Here is a 20,893-nt window from a genome sequence, read left to right on the forward strand (position 1 = left end):
TGGTTGCACTTAAGAGTTGCAATAAAATCACAATTATTAACAAATTCTGTTATATTTGCGAGTTTTATTACTTACTTAAGTTATTTTGCAAAATAACGCACAAAATTATTTATGCAATTTTTGATAAATGATTTTAGTTTAATGTGGTACAGCCTTTAATGAATACATTGAGAACACGAGACATCTTTGCATTAGGTTTTATGACCTTTGCTTTGTTTGTGGGTGCAGGAAATATTATTTTCCCCCCTTTTATTGGGTTACAAGCTGGACATAATGTTTGGTTAGCAGCGGCAGGTTTTCTAATAACAGGTGTAACGTTACCTGTTATTACCATTGTAGCAATGGCCAAAGTTGGTGGCTCAATGGCTAAATTAACGCAACCAATTGGTAAAACAGCGGGAATTATCTTAACAGTCGTTTGTTATTTAGCAATTGGTCCTTTGTTTGCAGGGCCTAGAACAGCTACTGTTTCCTTTGAAATAGGCCTCTTACCTTTTCTTAAAGAGAACTCTATTGAACATTATAAAAATTATGCTTTATTTATTTATAGTTTAATCTACTTCCTAATTGTCATCGCTATTTCATTACATCCTGGTAAGTTACTAGATACAGTTGGTCATGTATTAGCACCACTTAAAATTATTGCTTTAGCGATCTTAGGAATTGCAGCTTTTATTTATCCAGCAGGTGATATTGGGCATGCCACTAAGGTTTATGAGGTTTCAGCCTTTTCGCAGGGCTTTGTGAATGGTTATTTAACAATGGATACCCTAGCTTCTTTAGCCTTTGGTATTGTTATTATTAATGCTATTCGCTCAAGAGGAATTGAGTCTACTAAACTGCTAACACGTTATGCTGTGATCGCAGGTATTATCGCTGGGATTGGCTTGGCATTAGTTTATATTAGTCTTTTCAAATTAGGCAGTAATAGCTCCTCGGTTGCTATGGATGCTGATAATGGTGCGGTTGTTCTTCATCAATATGTTAATTTTACGTTTGGTGAGTTTGGTGCTATCTTTCTTGGTATTCTTATTGGTATTGCTTGTTTAGTCACTGCTATTGGGGTGACTACTGCCTGTGGAGCTTATTTTTCTACTATATTACCTATTCCTTACCGAGCGATTATTTTGGGTATTGCTACGTTTTCATTTATTATTTCTAATATCGGATTAACCCAATTAATTAAAATATCAGAGCCTGTATTGATTGCCATTTATCCACCATGTATTGTGCTTGTGATGATGAGTTTCTTCAAAAAGTTTTGGCATTTTCCACATTATGTTTTTTCTCCTGTTATGTTAGTATCACTTATATTCGGTATTTTCGATGGACTAAAAACAGCAAAAATATCTATACCTGAATGGTTTATTCATTTACCTTTAGCAGATAAAAGTTTGGCTTGGTTAATACCATCATTAATCGTTTTAGTGATTGCTACTGTTGTTGATCAATTATTAGCTAAAAGGATGGCTTATAAAATAGAGTAAGCCATTAATTGGAAAGGGAAGTATATGAGATTGGTACGTTTTTGTTGCTTATTATTATCACTACTATTGTTGGTGGCTTGTCAGAATAATGAAATAAAGCGACCTGCTTATTTTGGTCAAACTCAATTACGAGCAGTCCTAACTCAGCAAGATGGACAATGGATAGCAACTGACTGTACAAACGGTAGCAATGAAAGATTTCAGTTAGTGGATGATATTAATTTCGCTATGGATGCTAGTGATTTGCTGACAAAAACAAAAGGTAACTTATTTATTGATGCAATAGGCACTATTAACAATAAGCCAACAGCTAGTAGTGATGGAAGTTTTACAGTTAAACAGTTAAATCGTTTAACAGTAGATGCTAATAGGGGTTGTAAAGAAGATGATTATAACCGAGTGGTTGTGCGCACTATTGGTAAAAATCCATTATGGGTAACCAGTATTGCACCAAAAGGACTGGTATTAGAGCGTGTTAATCAAAATCCATTAGTATTACCTTATGTTGATGAACGTTTACCTGATGGACAAATGAACTTTGCTACAGAAGCTAATGGCCAGACTATTCAATTATGGGTAGCTCCTGAACGTTGCCTTGATGAAGAAACAGGTGATGTATATTCCATGCGTGCTATTTTGACTATTAATTTTCAAACCTTTCAGGGGTGTGGTTATTTAGGAAAAGTGGCGGGTATCGTTAATCATTGATAATAAAAAAGGCTAGTAACTACTAGCCTTTTTTATTATTACTTAGTTATTTTCCAAGCACGATGGATTTTATTATTGCGTTTAAAATCCATATCAATAGTTTGTTCAGATATTTCTTCTATTTGGTATTCATCTTGTAAGCTTTCATCTAATATAAATTTTCTAAAGTTATTAGAGAAATAGAGCGTGCCATTATTGGATAAGCGATTCATAGCAAGATTAATTAACTTAGCATGATCTCGTTGAATATCAAACACGCCTTCAAAACGTTTTGAGTTGGAGAAAGTAGGGGGATCAATAAAGATTAAATCATATTCTTCTTGATCGTTTTTTAACCACTCTATTACATCAGCTTGAATAAGTCTTTGCCGTTCAGAGTAGCCGTTCAATAATAAATTGCGTTTAGCCCATTCTAAATAAGTTTTGGAAAGATCAACACTGGTGGTTGTTCTAGCCCCACCTTTAACCGCATGCACGCTGGCAGTAGCGGTATAACAGAATAAATTTAGGAAGCGTTTACCTTGTGACTCTTGTTGAATACGTAAGCGCATGGGGCGATGATCTAAGAATAGACCTGTATCTAAATAGTCTTTTAAATTAACTAATAGTTTAACATCACCTTCTGCCACTTCCATAAAGTGACCTTCACTATTTTGGCGTTCGTATTGGCGCTTACCTTTTTGCTGTTCACGGCGCTTAATCACAATTTTTTCGGGGGCAATATCTAATACCTGCGGAATAGCTGAAAGTGCATCTAATAAGCGAATTTGTGCTTTCTCAGGATCAATTGTGCGTGGTGGCGCATATTCTTGAACATGTACCCAATCATTATAGATATCAATAGCCAAGGCATATTCAGGCATATCTGCATCGTATAAGCGATAACAGCTAATCTCTTGTTGTTTAGCCCATTTAGCTAATTGCTTTCTATTTTTCTCTAAGCGATTAGCAAACATCTGTGCACCTTCCGAGAGCATAGCTGCTTGTCTATTATCAGTAGTAGTTGTTTCTTCTTGTTCCGAATGTTGTACTACAAACTTCTCAGGCACTATATCCATTAACACTAATTTACAAGGAATAGTACCATTATAGAAAGCATATTGCTTATGACTACGAATGCCCATCCGTTTACATAGTTCAGGTGCACCTGTAAAAATACCTGCTTGCCAACCTTGGCATTCTGCTCTTAAAGCCTCACCAAAATGTTGGTAAAGATAGAGTAAGCTAGCCTCATCACCTAATCGCTCACCATAAGGAGGATTACATACCACTAAACCTTTTTGTCCTTTATCAGGATGGGGTGCAAAAGTAGCTAGGTCACCTTGGTAAATATTGATCCAACGATCTAAGTTAGCCCGTGCAATATTATTATGAGCAGGTTTAATTAAGCGAGGGTCGGCTTCATAGCCACGAATCCATAACGGTGGTTTGGCTAAGCCTTCCTCTGAACGTTCTTGTGCTTCTTGATAAACTCGTTTCCAAATACTGGGAATATGACCTAACCAATTAGTAAATCCCCAATGTTCGCGGTATAAATTAGGAGCAACACCAGCGGCCATCATAGCACCTTCAATGACTAATGTTCCCACCCCACACATAGGGTCAACTAAAGCACCGCCCTCAGCGGCAATTTTCGGCCAACCTGCACGAATGAGAATAGCAGCTGCTAAGTTTTCTTTTAAAGGTGCAGCACCTTGTTGTAAACGATAGCCCCGTTGGTGCAGACTTTGTCCTGATAGGTCGATAGAAATAGTGGCTTCACCACGTTCTAAACGTACATGAATACGAAGATCTGGGTATAGCTTATCAATGGATGGGCGTTCGCCCCGTTTATTTCTTAGCCTGTCGACAATGGCATCTTTGGCTTTAAGGGCACCAAAGTGAGTATTATCAATACCACTACCTTTACCTGTAAATTCAATAGCTAAACTACCTGTCGCTTCCAGATGATCTCGCCAATCAATATGATAAATACCATCGTAGAGGTCTTGTGCATTCTTTACAGGAAAGCGTTTTAATACTAGAAGAACTCTATTAGCTAAACGAGACCAGATACATAGTCGATAGGCTGTTTCCATATCTGCTAAGCCTTGAATATTGGCTATCCTTTCTTTTGCTTCTAATAAACCTAACTCACTCGCTTCATCTTTAAGCAGACTTTCAAGGCTTTTAGGGCAGGTAAGGATAATTTCAAACTGATCAGACATGGTAAGTGGAACCTAATAGATATTTTATAAAGTGTATAGTATAACTGTTTCTGACTAAGCAGTAATGAATATGATATATTTGACAGTTAAATCTCAGTAATAAAAGAATTATAGAGTAAAAGGGTAATGGATGATGAGTAAACTTTCACAAACTCAAAAAATTGCTAATTGGTTAGCTGAGCATCCTAATCAAAAGTTTACTGCTAGAGAAATTGCTAAAGCGATTATTGAACGATATCCAGAGGATTATCAAGATAAACGAAATAATGATCGTTTTGAAACAGAGCAAGATTTTGTTCAACAGATTGTTGCAGAAATAGGTGCTCAAAAAGATCAAATCATAAAGAAGAATAAGAAAATTCGTTGGCAAGATAAGCCTAAACCACGTGTTTATTGGTTTGATGAAAGTGAAACAACAGGTTTAGTAAGTTCTATTATTGCCGATGATATTGCAGCTATTGAACAAGATACTGTTAGGCAAACTAAAGAAAAACAATCGTTACTATCTGAGCACGATCTTTATCCTTTATTAATGCAATATTTAAGCAGTGAACAGAAACTTTATTGTATGCGCATCGATGAAAAGCGTTCTAGTAATCGTTATGGTATTAATGCTAATAAATGGTTGCATCCAGATATTGTGGCTATGCAACCTATAGCAGAGTCATGGGATCAATTAGTTCGTACTTGTGTTTTAAAGGGGGATGGACAAAGTACAAGGCTTTGGTCATTTGAGGTTAAAAAGGGCTTAACTAGAGCGAATGTGAGAGAGTACTTTTTCCAAGCTGTCAGTAATTCCTCTTGGGCTAATGAAGGTTATTTAGTTTGTACAGCAATTGCTGGTGATGGGACAGAAGATGAGTTAAGAATGTTATCAGCTTTACATGGTATTGGCGTTATTGTATTAAATATAGCAGATTTATCTGAGTCTGAAATTTTAATTCCTGCGCGCTCTAAACAAGATATTGATTGGCAAACCGTTAATCGTTTAGTAGTTGAGAACGGAGATATGAAAGATTTTATTGATCTAGTTTCTAACTACTATGAAACAGGTCGCTTACGGACTAGAGATTGGAATAAATAAAAAGGGGGAGGGGGCCATCCTTTTTTAAATTATTTTGCTACTTTAGGTAAAAAACCAGTATCCATAAAATTAACCTTAAACTTACCAGGTAACACTAATACTTCAAAATATTCTCTATCAATATAGGGTGTGGGGTCATACCAGTAATTTTCACTATAAAATAAATGAATTTGATTGGTATTTGTATCTAGCCATTGGCAAACTATTCTATAAGGACTTTTACCATTAACTGTAAGACTGGTATTTATCTCAACGCCTTGATATTTGGCTTGAAGGGGGATGCCATATTGTTGTAATTCGGCTATTTGTTTAGCCCTCCTTACTCTAAGAAATTCTGCTATAGCACCAATAGCAAAGAAAATAGAACCAAGACCAATGGTAATAGGTTCTAATATAACAATACCTAATATAAGTACTAAAATGCCTATTACTCCAAAAATACGAGTAATTATATTAACGTTATTAATTGGTATACTTCGACTGTATTGCATAATACGTCCTATTTTTAATTAGAATAATTATTGAGTATTAATTATATATTTTTTAAAAAACTTTGTATTAACTATAAATTAATTAAGGCTAAAATTTAACTATATTAAGAAAAAGAGGAAAGATATAAATAATCTTTCCCCTGATAGCTGTTAGTTGAATGTTTTACGTTTCTTCTCAATCCGTCTATTAATAAACCAAGCAGCTAAAGTAAAGGTTGATATTACTAATAGAATAATGGAAGCAATAGCATTAATTTGTGGATCAACCCCTAATCTTACTTTCGAGAAAATATACACAGGTAAGGTAGTAGAGCCAGGGCCTGATAAGAAGTTAGCTAACACCACATCATCTAATGACATTGCAAAAGATAACATAGCGCCTGCCAATAGTGATGGTATGATCATTGGAATAGTAATAAAAATAAAGGTTTTCCAAGGTGGAGCACCTAAATCCATTGAGGCTTCTTCTAAGGAGCGATCAAGTTCTCTGAGGCGTGAAGACACAAGAATAGCTACATAAGCCGTACAAAAGGTTGTATGAGCAATCCAAATATTGATTAATCCTTTACTTGGCCAACCAAAAAACTCATTTATTGCCATAAATAATAACAATAAGGAGAAACCCGTGATAATTTCAGGCATTACGAGAGGTGCAGTCACCATTCCAGCAAAGAATGAACGTCCTCTAAAATGATCCATACGAGTCAGTACAAAAGCTGCTAAAGTACCTAGAACTACTGCACTAATAGAGGTATAGAAGGCTACTTCTAAAGAGCGGAATAGTGCAGAAATAAGATCATTGGTATCGGTTTGGAACCAGTTGGTTTGCCATCCTCTTTTTAAAATACCAAAAACTACTGTAGCTACTGCAACATAAAAGGCTATTTCTAATGCTAGAAAAATGGTAGATCTAAAACCACCTTTTATATTATGTCCTTTAGTTTTCCAAAGACCTCTAACCATCACTACTATTATAGTAGCTAGTGATGTAAAAATAGCTGTGGTTATTGATAGAAGGAGGGCAGAAATAAAATCACTGCTACCTGCTAAGTTTTGGTACCACTTAACAGACCATCCCCCCCAAACAACAACCATTTTAGAAGCATTAAAGGAGTAAACTACCAAAATAATCATCGGTAGATAAATAAATAATAAACCTAAAACCAACATGATATTGGTGAAGTTAAAACGATTCTTCATCAGTTGGCCTCCAATTGCTTAGATTGATTACGGTTAAATAAGTGAATAGGTATTATCAACAGAACTAGCATTATCACCGCTAATGCAGCCGCTTTAGGCCAATCATTATTGCTAAAGTATTCACGATAAATAGTTTGACCAATTAATTGATATTCTGAGCCGCCTAGTAATTCAGGGATAACAAATTCACCAATTACAGGAATAAATACTAACATACAACCTGCAATAATACCTCCTTTAGAGAGGGGTAAAGTGATTTTCCAGAAAGCTGCTAGGCTTTTTGTACCTAAGTCAGCAGCCGCTTCTAATAAAGAGTGATCATGTTTTACTAAATTAGCGTATAGCGGTAGAACCATAAAAGGTAAATAGGCATAAACTACCCCAATATAAACAGCAATATAGGTGTTTAGTATTTCAATAGGTGAGTTGATAATACCTAGCCCCATTAGAAGTTGGTTTAATAAGCCGTTATTTCCGTTGCCTAAGATAGTCATCCATGCATAAACACGGATAAGTAACGCTGTCCAAGTAGGCATAATAATTAATAATATCAAAACTGCTTGGGTACTTTTGGGAGCTCTAGCAATGGCATAGGCCATTGGATAGCCAAGAAGTAAACAAAAGAATGTACTAAAGAAAGCTAATTCAACAGAATTTAAATAAGGAGTTAAATAACTTGAGCTTTCAAAATGTTCAAAACCTAATGGATTCGGAATTAAATATTTACCAATAATACAAATAAAGACTAATAGTGCACCAATAATTAAGCCCATTCTTGGTAAATGAGAGAGGCGACTTTTCTTTATAACAAAATCATTGCTATATTCACGTTGATTAAGCTGAAAAAATATGGGAATAACAGCTAATGATAGGTGGGTAATTACAATACTAAGATAAATAAAAATTCTTTTATTTAAAATTGTAATAGGTTCATTAACAATACCTAAGTGCATAAGAAAATTATTAACAATACCTGTAGCCGCTAGGGTATTGCCTGTATGGGAAGCATAACCATGCAGTAATATTGTTAGTATGGTTGGTATTGCAATAATCCATAATAAAGTATTTTGTAGCTTACAGTTTTGTAATTTTGCTATTGCGCGGGCAATAAAATAGCCTAATATCAAGCAAACCAAAGTACTAATAAAAGCTAGTTTTAGCATCGCAAGATAAGGGTCAAGATAAGCCCAGTCATCATCTTGAACAATACTTACAAAACTAAAGTAATTAAAAACAACAGAGAGCTGATCTTCTGTCCATACGAACATAGCATGGTAAGGTGGGCTATAATCGGACTCTGATAAACTGATCTTTAATACGATAATAAAGGGCAGTAGAAAGAATAAAAATAGCCAGAAAAAGGGTATGCCGATAACAGAGCCACGGCCTAACCTTTTTGCGAAAGTTGCTAATTTAGGGTTCATTGTAGTACCACACCGCTGTCATCTTCCCAATAAAGATAAACCTGATCATCCCATGTAGGACGTTTCACATGGCGTTCAGAGTTGGCCATAAATGATTGTACAATCATTCCAGAAGGTAATTCGATATAGTAAACAGAATGACCACCTAGATAGGCAATGTCATACACTTTACCTGTTGTCCAGTTATAGTCTGGATGTTCAATTTCAGGTTTTTGATGGCTAATTAATACTTTTTCAGGGCGTATTGCATAGGTAACTTTTTTATCTTCAGCACGGCTACTGATACCATGACCTATATAAATAGGGTTTGGTAACTGTGGGCAAATAATTAGTGCATGGTTGCTGGCATCTTCAACAATTTCACCTTCAAACATGTTTACGTTACCAATAAATTCGCACACTAAACGAGTAGCAGGTGTTTCGTAAATATCCATAGGGCTACCAATTTGTTCAATGGTGCCTTGGTTCATAATGGCAATACGTTGTGCCATGGTCATGGCTTCTTCTTGGTCATGGGTAACCATTACGCAAGTTACACCGACGCTTTCAATAATCTCTACTAACTCTAATTGCATTTGTGAGCGTAGTTTTTTATCAAGGGCACCCATAGGTTCGTCTAATAACAATAGTTTAGGACGTTTAGCTAATGAACGAGCTAATGCCACACGTTGTCTTTGACCACCCGATAGTTGATGAGGTTTGCGGTGTGCATATTGTGTCATATGCACCAGTTTTAACATCTGTTCAACCCGTTGCTTAATTTGATCTTTTGGTAATTTATCCTGTTTTAAACCAAAAGCAATGTTTTGTTCCACTGTCATATGCGGGAATAGGGCATAAGATTGGAACATCATATTAATAGGGCGTTCATAAGGTGGTAGCTTGGTAATATCTTGACCATCTAAGAAGATACGACCTTCTGTAGGGGTTTCAAAGCCTGCTAGCATTCGTAATAGTGTGGATTTTCCTGAGCCAGAACCACCTAATAAAGCAAAAATTTCGCCACGGTTAATGGTAAGGCTTACGTTATCAACAGCGATAGTCCCATCAAACGATTTAGTCACTCGATCAATCTTGACGAGTTCCTGCTTAGGCGTTTGGGTACCTGTCATGGCTTTTTTGAAAGCACTAGATGCAATAGCCATTACTTTGAATCTCCACACTAATATTAAAATGACAAAGAGTAATAAGTTGTATTAACTTATTACTCTCTTTGTGTACTAGGAACTAGTTAGGTTTATTTACTAGTTTTAACTTTTGTCCAACTACTTACCATTGCACGTTGTGTTTTCAATGGTAGTAATGGGAAAGTATAAATTTTTTCCATTACAGCTTCAGTTGGATAAATACCAGGATCATTACGGATATCTTCTATTACTAAAGGTGTTGCTGCACTATTAGCATTAGGGAAGCGTACATAGTTAGTAATTTCTGCTGCAATTTCAGGTTGCATAATAAAGTTGATAAACTTGTGTGCAGCATCTGGATTTGGTGCATCTTTAGGGATAGCCATCATATCAAAGAAGCTAGCAGCACCTTCTTTAGGAATGTTGTATTGGATATTTACGCCATTTTTTGCTTCTTTGGCACGTATTTTACTTTGTTGTAAGTCGCCTGAATAACCTACAGATACACAGATATTACCATTAGCTAGATCTAAAATATTTTTAGAAGAATGGAAGTAAGCTACATAAGGACGAATTTTTAAGAATAATTCTTGAGCCTCTTTTATATGAGCTGTGTCAGTAGCTGTAGGGTCATTGCCTAAGTATTTCATAGCAGCAGGTAACATTTCAGTAGGTGAGTCTAGGAATGCTACACCACAAGATTTTAGTTTTTTCATGTTTTCAACATTGAATACTAAATCCCAAGAATCAGTAGGTGCATTATCACCTAATGCTGCTTTTACTTTATCAACATTATAGGCAATACCAATAGTACCCCACATATAAGGTACGGCATATTTATTTTCTGGATCATTAACCTCTAACGCTTTCATTAGGGTAGGGTTTAAGTTTTTCCAGTTAGGTAATTTGGTTTTATCTAATGGTTGGTATAAACCGGCTTTAATTTGTTTGGCTAAAAAGGCATTAGAAGGCACAACAATGTCATAGCCTGAGTTGCCAGCAATTAATTTAGCTTCTACGATTTCGTTGTTATCAAATACATCATAAACAACTTTGATGCCTGTTTGTTTTTCAAACTTGCTGATAGTGTCTGGAGCAATATAGTCAGACCAGTTATATACATGCAATACATCATCAGCAGCATAGGCCATACCTGTAGCTACAATAGTAATAGAAGTGGCGAGAAGTGTTTTTTTAAAAAATTTCATCATGGCTAATTCCCCAATAAAGATAAAATTGCCTGCCAATAGTTACACTTAGTAGGTATTACTAAGTAGCTTATTAATGTGTAGTTACTTCCAAGAAATAATCGGCACATTATAGTTTTTCTTTACATACAACACTAGAAAATTCTTATCGTGAAACACTTTTATTTTGCTTTAGCATCTTGCCAAGTTAAATCTAAACATTTCACTGCTTTTTCAATTAGTTCATCAACTTCAGTTTTAGTAATAACAAGTGGTGGAGCAATAATCATAGTATCGCCTACAGCACGCATAACAAGGCCATTGTTAAAGCAATGTTCACGACACATCATGCCGGTATTGCCACCTGCAAAACGTTCTGCTGTTTGTTTATCCTTAACTAATTCTAAAGCACCAACCATGCCAAGTGCTCTTGCTTCTCCTACCAATGGGTGATCAGCTAACTGAGTCCATTTTTCTAATAGATAGGGGGCTGTATCACGTTTAACTAGATCTAAAATGTTTTCATTTTTAAGTATATTGATATTTTCTAAAGCAACTGCTGCAGAAGCAGGGTGTCCTGAGTAAGTATAACCATGATAGAACTCACCACCTTGATTTAGTACTTCAACAATTTCATCACGTACAATAACACCACCCATGGGTAAATAACCAGAGGTTAAACCTTTGGCAATAGGCATTAAGTCAGGTTGAATGCCATAGTATTGGCTACCAAACCATTCACCCGTACGACCAAAACCACAAATTACTTCATCAGCTACAAATAATATATCGTATTTATTGAGGATTTCTCTTACTTTTGGCCAATAAGTGGTAGGTGGAATAATAACGCCACCAGCACCTTGAATAGGTTCTGCAATAAATGCAGCTATTTTCTCTACACCAATTTCTTGAATTTTTAGCTCTAATTGTTCAGCTGCCCAAATACCAAACTCTTCAGGTGACTTGGTGCGATCACTACCATACCAATAAGGTTGTTCTATATGCACTATGCCAGGTAATACTCCGCCTTGTTTATGCATTGCAGGCATACCACTGAGACTAGCCCCTGCTACAGTAGAACCATGGTAACCATTATTTCTACCTATAATAATTTGTTTGTTGGGTTGCCCTTTGGTTGCCCAATAATGGCGCACCATACGCACCACTGTATCATTAGATTCTGAACCTGAACCTGTAAAAAATACATGATTCATTCCTTCAGGCGCTAGTTCAGTAATTGCTTTAGCTAGTTCAATAGCAGGTGGATGAGCTGTTTGGAAGAAAAGATTATAGTAGGGTAGTTCAAGCATTTGCTTATAAGCAGCTTCTGCTAATTCTTTGCGGCCATAGCCTACGTTGACACACCAAAGCCCTGCCATGCCATCAAGAATCTTGTTACCTTCTGTATCCCATAAATAAACCCCTTTGGCTTGTTTAATAATACGTGCACCTTTAGCGTTTAACTGTTGATAGTCAGTAAAAGGGGGAAGTAAGTGCTCTCTTCCTAAGTCTTGTAATTGAGCAGTTTGAGAATTCTGTGTTGTCATTATTCGAGGCCTCAAGTTTGGATACAAAGAGAAGACCTAGCATATAGCGAGAAGCTAGTCTTTTGCAAGTAATTAAGACTTAAGAAGCATAAAGGATGCCATCTATAGACTATTATTGACGTTTAACTAGTTTAGTAAAGCTACCTGCTATTAGCGCAGCGGTATCAGTTAATGCAATTAATGGGTCTAGCCCTGCGGGTACAGCCATATAGCGCGCTTCCCAATTGGGGTTAAATTTTTCTTTAAAGCGGCTTAAACCTTGGAAATTATAGAATTGATTGCTACGCCTAAATACTAGTGAGCCTAAACGGTAAGCAATAGGAGCGCCTTTACTAGGTTTTAATTCTGAAAGAGGATTTAGTCCTAAACTAAATTGTTTAACACCTTGTTCTTTTAGATCTATTGCTAATGCAATAAGTAAGTATTCCATAGTTAGCTTTGGCGCATCAGGGTGGACTTGCATTAAATCAAAAGCCACTAAATGTTTAGAATCGGTTTCTAGTAAATTAACAAAAGCAATAATCTCGCCCTTAAAATCAACAGTAGCAATTCTAAAGTGTTGTAAATAGTCTTCAGTAAGTTTGCCAAGGGAAAAGCCCCTTTCCTGTTCTTGTTTCTTTATAAGGGAAATGTCTGTAAGAGCTTTGAGTTTTTCAAAAGGCAATTCACCTTGATTATAAATTTTTAATGATAGGTTGTTGCTTTGTGCGGTATGCCATATTTGTTGTAATTCTTGTTTATCTTCGCTATCAATATCAAAATTGGCAAGGTCAATAATAGCTTCATCACCCAGTTTAATAACGGCTAAACCAATATCCATATAATTTGATAGTGTTTCAGGCTGTACTTGATAGAAAACAGGGCGGACATTATGTAAATCACAATAATCGCGGAATTGCCAAATAAGTTCGTTATGATGTTGTGGATTACCTACAGGGTCAAATAGTGCAACAAGGCTTCGACCATGACAGGCATACATAATGAAAGCGTCCTGTTTAGAATGAAATAGAATGTCTTTATCTTTACTTAATACCAATCCACCGTTAGGTTGTTGCGAGTTTTTAATGATGTTTTCAGCTAAAGCTAATTGTTCATCATCAGGTATTAGAATTTTAGGTGGGGAAGTATGTAATAACCATGTTATAACAATAACGCCTAATAAGAGGCTACTGCCTGTAATTGCCCTTAACCCTCTACTAGCATCTGCATCTAAAGTAAATTGCCACCATAAATCACTGCTATAGGGAACATGGCGATAAGTGAAGAAAAATAACCAGATAGAGATGGCAACGGTGCCTCCTGCAATAATAAGTGTTACTGCGGAGTAAGGAATATCAAGTATCTGACTTGGTCGATAAAATACTTTACGAAAGGTAAGTAAACAGCCAGCAGCAAATAAAAGTAAGGCTGCTATTTGCCAATCTAGTCCTCTTAATAAACAAAATAAAGTGCCTGATAGCATTAAAATAAGTGTAAAAGTCCAAGCGCTAGATAATCTTCGCCACAAACCTTGTGCAGAGACCAAGCACAATGTGCCAATTATACTGGCTACTAAATGTGAGCTATTGATAACATAGTCAGGGACAAAGCTAGCCAAATAATTTAGGTAGTGTTCTGGTTCAGGTTCTACCCCTGAGAAAATAAGTGTGACACCAGAAATAAAGACTAATAAAGCCATAACAGGCGCTGCTACGCTTGAAGCAAGACGGGCAGCATGGCGCGAAGAGGCAAATTGCCTTGCTTCTGCTACTAATAGCACTAGACAAGCCACAACTAGTGGCATTACAACATAGATTAGTCGATATAAGAATAATGCCGCTAATAAACCTGGTTGGTCTAATTGCGATTTGAAAGCTGCCAATAGTACTACCTCAAATACTCCTAAACCACCAGGAACATGACTGAGTACGCCTGCTGCTAAAGCCAATAGATAAACAGTTAAAAATGTACCAAAGGGAATATCGGCAGAGTTGGGTAGTAAACAATAAAGCACAGTACTTGCTGCAAGCATATCGAGCAAAGTAATTACAAATTGCAGCATGGTAATACGCATACTAGGAACACGTATGGTAATTAAGCCTAAACTAAGATGGCGACTATCAATTGAAGGATAGTTAGGTGAGATAAAACGACTAATAATAAACAGAAAAATGATATAGCTTACAATCACAGCACTAGCAATAATAACCAGTAAGGTTTCATTTAAATATAATGCTTTAGCTGAGTAGTGAATATCGGTAAAAGCCATTAATGCAGCAATGGGGGGCAGGGCTAAACCTAAGGATAGGCTAGCAAAAACAGTCATTTGAATAATAGCCATGGCAGGTGTGTTTTTCTTGCTATAGACCCTATATCGAACAGAGCCACCAGTTAGCATAGAAAAACCTAGTGCATTACCAATAGCAGCGGCTGAAAGACCACCCAAGGCTAAAGTAGAAAGGGGTAGTTTGGCATCGGCATAACGACTGGCAGACCATTCATAGCCAAAAATCATACAATAACTGGTAATGGCTGCTAATATGGCAAGGCCTATGGCATACCAAGAAACATTATTAAAAGCTGTAGTTAGACTTTGTCGATCAATATCTTCCACAAGGTGAGCAAAAGCAACTAATGCGAGTGCAAAGACGATAACAGTAAACGCTATACCAATACGTTGTTGATTACGACGGAAAAAAGCCAACAATCCTGTTTGTTTCTCAGGTGACGTATGACAAGAAATATCTGGTTGGTCGGACTGCTGCGTCATAATGATTTAACTATATCTTTAACTCAATAACTTAGATGATTATAAGTTAATCCTTGTAGTAAAAGTAAGGTTTTTTATGATAACTCATCTAATTGATGACCTATGGGCTAATAATTTAGTCTATAGGTCATTTTTCTATTAAATTTGTCTAATAAAGCTTAGTAATTCCTGTGTTTTTTCTTTTAATAATTGAGGGTTATTGCGGCTTTCTACATTTAGACGAATAACAGGTTCGGTATTAGAAGCACGTAAATTAAAACGCCAATCTTCATAATCAATGCCTACACCATCAATATGCTCGATTTGTTTAGCATTTTTGCCATAGTGTTGTTCAACACTAGCCATTACTTTTTTAGCATCAGTTACGGTTAGATTAATCTCACCTGAAGAAGGGTAAGCAGCAATACGCTCATTAACCAGTGCAGAAAGCGGTTGTTGTTTACGACTCATTAATTCAATAATTAATAACCAAGGAATCATACCGCTGTCACAGTAGAAGAAATCACGAAAATAATGATGAGCACTCATTTCGCCACCATAAATGGCATCATGTTTACGCATAGTTTCTTTAATAAATGCATGGCCTGCCTTAGTAGTCACTGCTTTACCATTATTATTGGCAATAATTTCTAAGGTGTTCCAAGTCATACGAGGATCAAGAATAATGCTGGCGCCTTGTTCTTTTTGTAAAAAAGCTTCTGCTAGTAAGCCAACAATATAGTAACCTTCAATAAATTGGCCTTGTTCATCAAATAGAAAACAGCGATCAAAATCACCATCCCATGCAATACCCATATCAGCTTTATGTGCTAGTACCGCATTACGGGTGACATCACGATTTTCTACTAAAATAGGATTGGGAATACCATTAGGGAAAGTACCATCTGGTTCAAAATTAATTCTAATAAACTCGATAGGTGCGTTGGCTTTTTTAAGAGCTTTTTCTAATACATCTACTACAGGACCAGCTACACCATTGCCAGGATTAACCACTAGTTTTAATGGTTTAAGTGCTGTTAGATCAACATAAGACAATAAGTGTTTTGTATAGTCGTCTCTGGTGTTAACTTGTTGGTAACTACCTCGATTACTCTCACTAATACTAGGATCTCGACCATCTACTAAATCGTAAGACAAGGTTTCAGCAATAGCCTGAATCTCTTTAAGACCTGTATCAGCTGAGATTGGCTTTGATTGTTCTCTAACAAATTTAAAGCCGTTGTAATCAATTGGATTATGGGAAGCAGTGACTTCAATACCACCAGATGTTTGAAGGTGGGTAGTGGCAAAGTAAATTTCCTCTGTGCCTGTTAAACCAAGATCAAATACATCAACACCTTCATCCCTTAAGCCATTAGCTAAAGCTGCTTTTAAACTAGCAGATGTAGCGCGGATATCGCCGCCTAACACAATAGACTTCGGCTTTAGCCATTGAGCAAAAGCGCGGGCAATACGATAAGCGATTTCTTCGTTTAGTTCTGTACCTAATTGTCCACGGATATCATAGGCTTTGAAACAGGTAAGTGTGCTCATGGTTTATCCTTAAATTTCGTTCTTGTAAATGTTTTCATAACAAAAGTTAGTAGCTTCAACAAAGCCCTCTGCACTACCACAATCAAAACGACGACCTTGGAATTTATAGGCAATTACACAACCGTTTTTAGCTTGGGTTAATAATGCATCCGTAATTTGTATTTCACCATTTTTACCAGGTGGTGTGTTTTCTAAAATATCAAAGATATCAGGGGTTAAAATATAACGACCAATAATCGCAAGATTAGAAGGTGCTTCTTCTGGTGCTGGTTTTTCAACCATATTAGTGACGGTATATAAACCTTCTGTAATCATATTACCCTCAATAACACCATAGCGGCTTATTTCTGCTTTAGGTACTTCTTCTACAGCCACAATAGAGCAACGGAATTGTTTATATAATTTAACCATCTGAGCTAATACACCATCACCTTCTAAATTAAGGCAAAGGTCATCGGCTAGTACGACAGCAAAAGCTTCATCACCAATCAATTGTTTACCCGTTAAAATGGCATGGCCTAAGCCTTTCATTTCAACTTGGCGTGTGTAAGAGAATGTACAATGAGTGATTAAATCACGAATACTGTTTAATAAATGTTCTTTAGATGAACCAGCAATTTGGCTTTCTAATTCATAACTGATATCAAAATGATCTTCTAAGGCTCTTTTGCCACGGCCTGTTACAATAGCCATGTTTTTTAAGCCTGCATTTTTTGCCTCTTCTACTGCGTATTGAATAAGTGGCTTATTAACAATAGGCAACATTTCCTTTGGCATGGCTTTGGTAACAGGTAAAAAACGTGTTCCGTATCCAGCAGCAGGGAAAAGACATTTGGTGATCATAATAACTCCATTAACACATTATCTATAAAATCTTAATATTTTTTAATATGGGCAAGTGAGCCTGATAACTAATGATGTAGTTGCCATAGCTGATTGGCTTCTGTTAGCGCCTGTTCTCTGGTCATGCCTAGCCCTCTAAAAGCGAGCGCTATAGTAGCAGGTATTGCTAAATCTGCGTATTCATCTTTCACCTTTTTTTGCCACACCGCAATAAGATGATCTGGATTGATTTCGCTTGGTTTTAATAATCGTTGTTCAGTTAAGGCAGGCCAAGTTTCTTGCCATAAGGAACCATTGCTTGTTCCTAATAGCACACAATTATTATCTGCTCTCACCTCGTTTTCACCACCTTCACCTTTAATGATAATAGTGTTATCACCCAATAATTGACTAGCTTGCTGATGAATCGCTTGATAGTTAGGGTGAAAAATACTTTGTAAACTACAACGTGCCTGTAAAGGGTTTAATAAACGAACCAGTGAATGGATAGGTGAGCGCACACCGAGTAAAGGCCTTAACTCAATAATTTGTTGTAGTTTGGGTGAAAAATGTTGTAAGCCAATAAAAGCAATATGTTGATCTTTTAACGATCGTTCTACTTGTTGCCAATCTTTGCAATCATTGATGTTTAAAACGGGTAAAAATTGTTCTGTATAAAAACGATCACTGGTGTGTTGTCCTGCACCATGTAACAGTATAGAAACACCTTGTTTGGCTAATAGTTTGGCCGCTAATAAATACCAAGGGTAATGTCTTTTCTTACCTGCATAGCTTGGCCAATCAATATCTACAGATATTTTAGGAGCTTGCGTATGGGCACGTACTGCTTTTGCGAAGCCTGCTAACTCTTCAAAAGTTTCTTGTTGATAGCGTAGTAATAATAAGAAAGCACCTAGTTGAACATCTTCTACTTTATTTTCTAGAATCATATTCATAACTGTTTCAGCTTCAGCAAAGGTTAAGTGGCGAGAGCCATTTTGGCCTTTACCCAAAATACGAATATATTCAGCAAATGGATGTTCAGTAATAGATTTTGTGGGTGTGATAGTCTGATTCATAGGCAATTAGTCGGTTTTGGTAAGCCTGCTAACTTAGCAGCAAGCTTAGCAGGGCTTCCTTTAAATAGTAAATTGAGTTGTAAGCTATTGGCTTGTTCTTTATCTAAATGTTGGCTTAAATATTTGATTAGTGGCCGATTAGCAGGAGAAAGTTCATACTGTTGATAAAATTGGCGTAACAAATTAATAATTTGCCAATGTGGTTCAGTTAATGTAATAGATTCTAGCTCTGCTAATTTTTCAGCAACAACAGTAGACCAATCTTGTAAATTAACAAGATAGCCTTCATCATCTAATTCAATCGGTTTCTGCTCAACGGTTATTATCATAGCCAACTAACAACTTTTAAATATTGAGTACATAGCTCTACAAATTGTTGATAATTGATTATTTTGACATTATCTAAGCCAATTTGCACTGCTCTAGTCACAATATCTTCATCTAAAGCATAAATAATAATAGTTGACTCTCGTAGCAATTTAAGAGGGGCGGTATTGGCTAGTAAAGCATAAACGGCATCACCTGTTAATAAAACAGCATCTGCTGGGCTAACAAAAGCTAAAGCTTGTTCAAATTGATTGCCTGTGAAAGGACTTTCATTAAATAAATGTAATGTACTCATTAGCTAGTTACCACTACATCATATTGAGTTAATAAATGAGCTAATTGCTGTTGTGGTATAAGCTTGGTTGGTAAAATCAATTGCTCTGTGGTTAAGCTTCGTTGCTGTAGGCTCTGTTCGGCTACTAATAACTCATCAATACCAAACAATGGCAGCGCTTGTAAGTTAGCGGATATATCTTTTTGCTGAATAGTTTTAGCTTGTTGATTCGCTACTAATTGAAAAACGCCATCTTCTAGAAAGAGTAAGCTAATAGGTAATTCAAAAGCACCACCCGCTAAAGCCAAATCTAGTGTTTCCCTAACAGAAATATTGCTCCAAGGACCCTGTTTACAAATGATTAACATCGACTTAGCCATTAAGCATTACCCCCAAAGCAAACAAAACGATCACTATTCTGGATGGCTTCATGCAATTGCCCTAATCCTGATAATTGCCAAGGTGGCGAGATAGTAATAGCTGTTTTTTGATAACGTTTTGCTTCCGTTGTATCTAATTGGCCACGACGTAATGCAGCTGCAATACAGACAACAGCATCTAAATTATTTTCCTCAATAAAGGTTTGCCATGCTAAGCGAATATCAAATTCATCCTGAGGCGTTACTATACTACTAACAGCATTATAAACGCCTTGCTGGTAAAAAAATAAACGCTCAATAGTATGGCCTGTTTGCAATACAGTTTGAGAAAAGTGTAATGCTCTTCTAGAGGCAGAGCTTTGTGGTGGAGAGTAGATAGCAATAGTAAATTTCATAAGTACTTATATAAAAAAGCCCGCAAAGCGGGCTTTTTGAGCTAAAGGGAGTATTAGTCGTTAGAAGCAATACCTAAAATATTCAATAAATGAACAAACATAAAATAGATATCCATAAATAATGACATAGTAGCCATAATATAGTTAGTTTCTCCCCCATGAACGATGGCACTGGTTTTCCATAAAATACCAGCAGCAGAAATTAAAATAATACCTGCACTAATAGCTAAGGATAGCCCTGGAATATAGTAACCAAAAAGTGGTGCTATAAAAAATAGAGCAATAGCGCCAAGTATTATAAATGCACCTACTACTATAAAATTGCCCAAAAAGCTCATGTCTTTACGTGTAATCAATACAAAAGCAGAAAGACCAAAGAAAGCAAAAGCAGTTAGAGCAAAAGCAGTAAATACTATGTTGGCACCATTAGGAAGGTATAAGTAATAATTAATAGCTGGTGCTATTGAAAACCCCATAAAACCAGTGAAAGCAAAAAGACTGGCTAAACCCCAAATAGAGTTTCTTAATTTTGTAGTTAAAAACATTAAGCCCCATGCACCTGCAAAAAAGACAAAAATATTTAATTGTCTAAAATTGGCAGCCATAGCGATTAAGCAACAAATAGCAGAAAAAGTTAAAGTTAGTGCTAGTAGGGCATATGTATTACGTAAAACCTTGCTTACTAAAAGTTGACTGGCATGTTCCATCACATAATTATCACTAGCCATTGTGTAAGTAGTTGGCTCGTGAGACTTATAACGATCATTCATAAATACAGCTCCTAAATATTGTGAATCCAGTAGTAATTGTTAAGTTAAGTAGTAATTTGTAATTTTAATAAGTTAGATAATATACATTTATCAAAAAAAAAC

17 protein-coding genes and 3 pseudogenes are annotated in these 20,893 nt (G+C 36.3%); 3 read left to right on the plus strand and 17 right to left on the minus strand.

Annotated features, from left to right (window positions below; translation table 11 throughout):
• Positions 1–158 precede the first annotated feature (158 nt).
• The gene (brnQ, locus tag ACQVD9_RS04225; RefSeq protein WP_264747620.1) at positions 159–1,487 is read left to right on the plus strand and encodes a branched-chain amino acid transport system II carrier protein; all 1,329 of its coding nucleotides are present in this window, start codon (positions 159–161) and stop codon (positions 1,485–1,487) included.
• A 24-nt stretch (positions 1,488–1,511) separates the two neighbouring features.
• Positions 1,512–2,195: a hypothetical protein gene (locus ACQVD9_RS04230; protein ID WP_264747621.1), complete on the plus strand. Its 684-nt coding sequence runs from the start codon at positions 1,512–1,514 to the stop codon at positions 2,193–2,195.
• Between the two features lie 38 nt (positions 2,196–2,233).
• Here the strand turns inward: ACQVD9_RS04230 and rlmKL are convergent, their stop codons facing one another.
• The gene (gene rlmKL / locus ACQVD9_RS04235) at positions 2,234–4,402 is read right to left on the minus strand and encodes a bifunctional 23S rRNA (guanine(2069)-N(7))-methyltransferase RlmK/23S rRNA (guanine(2445)-N(2))-methyltransferase RlmL (protein WP_264747622.1); all 2,169 of its coding nucleotides are present in this window, start codon (positions 4,400–4,402) and stop codon (positions 2,234–2,236) included.
• A 133-nt stretch (positions 4,403–4,535) separates the two neighbouring features.
• On the opposite strand from rlmKL, the gene ACQVD9_RS04240 reads away from it, so the two are divergent.
• Positions 4,536–5,486 (plus strand): COG2958 family protein, encoded by a 951-nt coding sequence (locus ACQVD9_RS04240; RefSeq protein WP_492089220.1) that lies wholly within the window; start codon positions 4,536–4,538, stop codon positions 5,484–5,486.
• A 29-nt stretch (positions 5,487–5,515) separates the two neighbouring features.
• Here ACQVD9_RS04240 and ACQVD9_RS04245 read toward each other — a convergent pair whose 3' ends face one another.
• The 16 genes and pseudogenes from ACQVD9_RS04245 to ACQVD9_RS04320 all read right to left on the minus strand — a co-directional run bounded on the left by ACQVD9_RS04245 (position 5,516) and on the right by ACQVD9_RS04320 (position 20,749).
• Positions 5,516–5,977, minus strand: coding sequence for a hypothetical protein (locus tag ACQVD9_RS04245; protein WP_264747624.1), 462 nt, complete (start codon positions 5,975–5,977; stop codon positions 5,516–5,518).
• A gap of 150 nt (positions 5,978–6,127) precedes the next feature.
• Positions 6,128–6,811, minus strand: a pseudogene (locus ACQVD9_RS04250) (ABC transporter permease subunit); the annotation flags it as partial.
• Between the two features lie 213 nt (positions 6,812–7,024).
• A pseudogene (locus ACQVD9_RS04255) lies at positions 7,025–7,177 on the minus strand (putrescine ABC transporter permease PotI); the annotation flags it as partial.
• A pseudogene (locus ACQVD9_RS04260) lies at positions 7,177–7,851 on the minus strand (ABC transporter permease subunit); the annotation flags it as partial. The pseudogenes ACQVD9_RS04255 and ACQVD9_RS04260, both read right to left, overlap by 1 nt.
• Positions 7,852–8,597: 746 nt before the next feature.
• On the minus strand, positions 8,598–9,746 hold the full coding sequence (gene potA, locus ACQVD9_RS04265) for a polyamine ABC transporter ATP-binding protein (protein WP_264747625.1): 1,149 nt from the start codon (positions 9,744–9,746) through the stop codon (positions 8,598–8,600).
• A 92-nt stretch (positions 9,747–9,838) separates the two neighbouring features.
• Positions 9,839–10,936, minus strand: a complete 1,098-nt coding sequence (locus ACQVD9_RS04270) for a polyamine ABC transporter substrate-binding protein (RefSeq protein WP_319804752.1) — start codon at positions 10,934–10,936, stop codon at positions 9,839–9,841.
• Between the two features lie 161 nt (positions 10,937–11,097).
• Positions 11,098–12,462 (minus strand): aspartate aminotransferase family protein, encoded by a 1,365-nt coding sequence (locus tag ACQVD9_RS04275; RefSeq protein ID WP_264747627.1) that lies wholly within the window; start codon positions 12,460–12,462, stop codon positions 11,098–11,100.
• A 112-nt stretch (positions 12,463–12,574) separates the two neighbouring features.
• Positions 12,575–15,211: a bifunctional lysylphosphatidylglycerol flippase/synthetase MprF gene (mprF, locus tag ACQVD9_RS04280; RefSeq protein WP_264747628.1), complete on the minus strand. Its 2,637-nt coding sequence runs from the start codon at positions 15,209–15,211 to the stop codon at positions 12,575–12,577.
• 138 nt (positions 15,212–15,349) lie between these two features.
• Positions 15,350–16,744 (minus strand): phosphohexomutase domain-containing protein, encoded by a 1,395-nt coding sequence (locus ACQVD9_RS04285; RefSeq protein WP_264747629.1) that lies wholly within the window; start codon positions 16,742–16,744, stop codon positions 15,350–15,352.
• Between the two features lie 9 nt (positions 16,745–16,753).
• On the minus strand, positions 16,754–17,587 hold the full coding sequence (gene galU, locus ACQVD9_RS04290; RefSeq protein ID WP_264747630.1) for a UTP--glucose-1-phosphate uridylyltransferase GalU: 834 nt from the start codon (positions 17,585–17,587) through the stop codon (positions 16,754–16,756).
• Positions 17,588–17,655: 68 nt separating this feature from the next.
• A complete protein-coding gene (locus ACQVD9_RS04295; RefSeq protein ID WP_264747631.1) occupies positions 17,656–18,645 on the minus strand; it encodes a glycosyl transferase family protein in 990 nt (329 codons plus the stop codon).
• Positions 18,642–18,974, minus strand: a complete 333-nt coding sequence (locus tag ACQVD9_RS04300; protein ID WP_264747632.1) for a TusE/DsrC/DsvC family sulfur relay protein — start codon at positions 18,972–18,974, stop codon at positions 18,642–18,644. The genes ACQVD9_RS04295 and ACQVD9_RS04300 overlap by 4 nt, the downstream gene beginning before the upstream one ends.
• A complete protein-coding gene (gene tusB / locus ACQVD9_RS04305) occupies positions 18,971–19,267 on the minus strand; it encodes a sulfurtransferase complex subunit TusB (RefSeq protein ID WP_264747633.1) in 297 nt (98 codons plus the stop codon). The genes ACQVD9_RS04300 and tusB overlap by 4 nt, the downstream gene beginning before the upstream one ends.
• Positions 19,267–19,626 carry a sulfurtransferase complex subunit TusC gene (gene tusC, locus ACQVD9_RS04310; RefSeq protein WP_264747634.1) on the minus strand — a complete coding sequence of 120 codons (360 nt, stop codon included), beginning with the start codon at positions 19,624–19,626 and terminating at the stop codon, positions 19,267–19,269. Before tusC ends, tusB begins: the two co-directional genes overlap by 1 nt.
• Entirely contained in the window at positions 19,626–20,021 is a 396-nt protein-coding gene (gene tusD, locus ACQVD9_RS04315; RefSeq protein WP_264747635.1) for a sulfurtransferase complex subunit TusD, read from the minus strand. Before tusD ends, tusC begins: the two co-directional genes overlap by 1 nt.
• 53 nt (positions 20,022–20,074) lie before the next feature.
• A complete protein-coding gene (locus ACQVD9_RS04320) occupies positions 20,075–20,749 on the minus strand; it encodes a Bax inhibitor-1 family protein (protein WP_264747851.1) in 675 nt (224 codons plus the stop codon).
• Between the last annotated feature and the right edge of the window lie 144 nt (positions 20,750–20,893).

Source organism: Entomomonas sp. E7T21 (genome assembly GCF_058693955.1).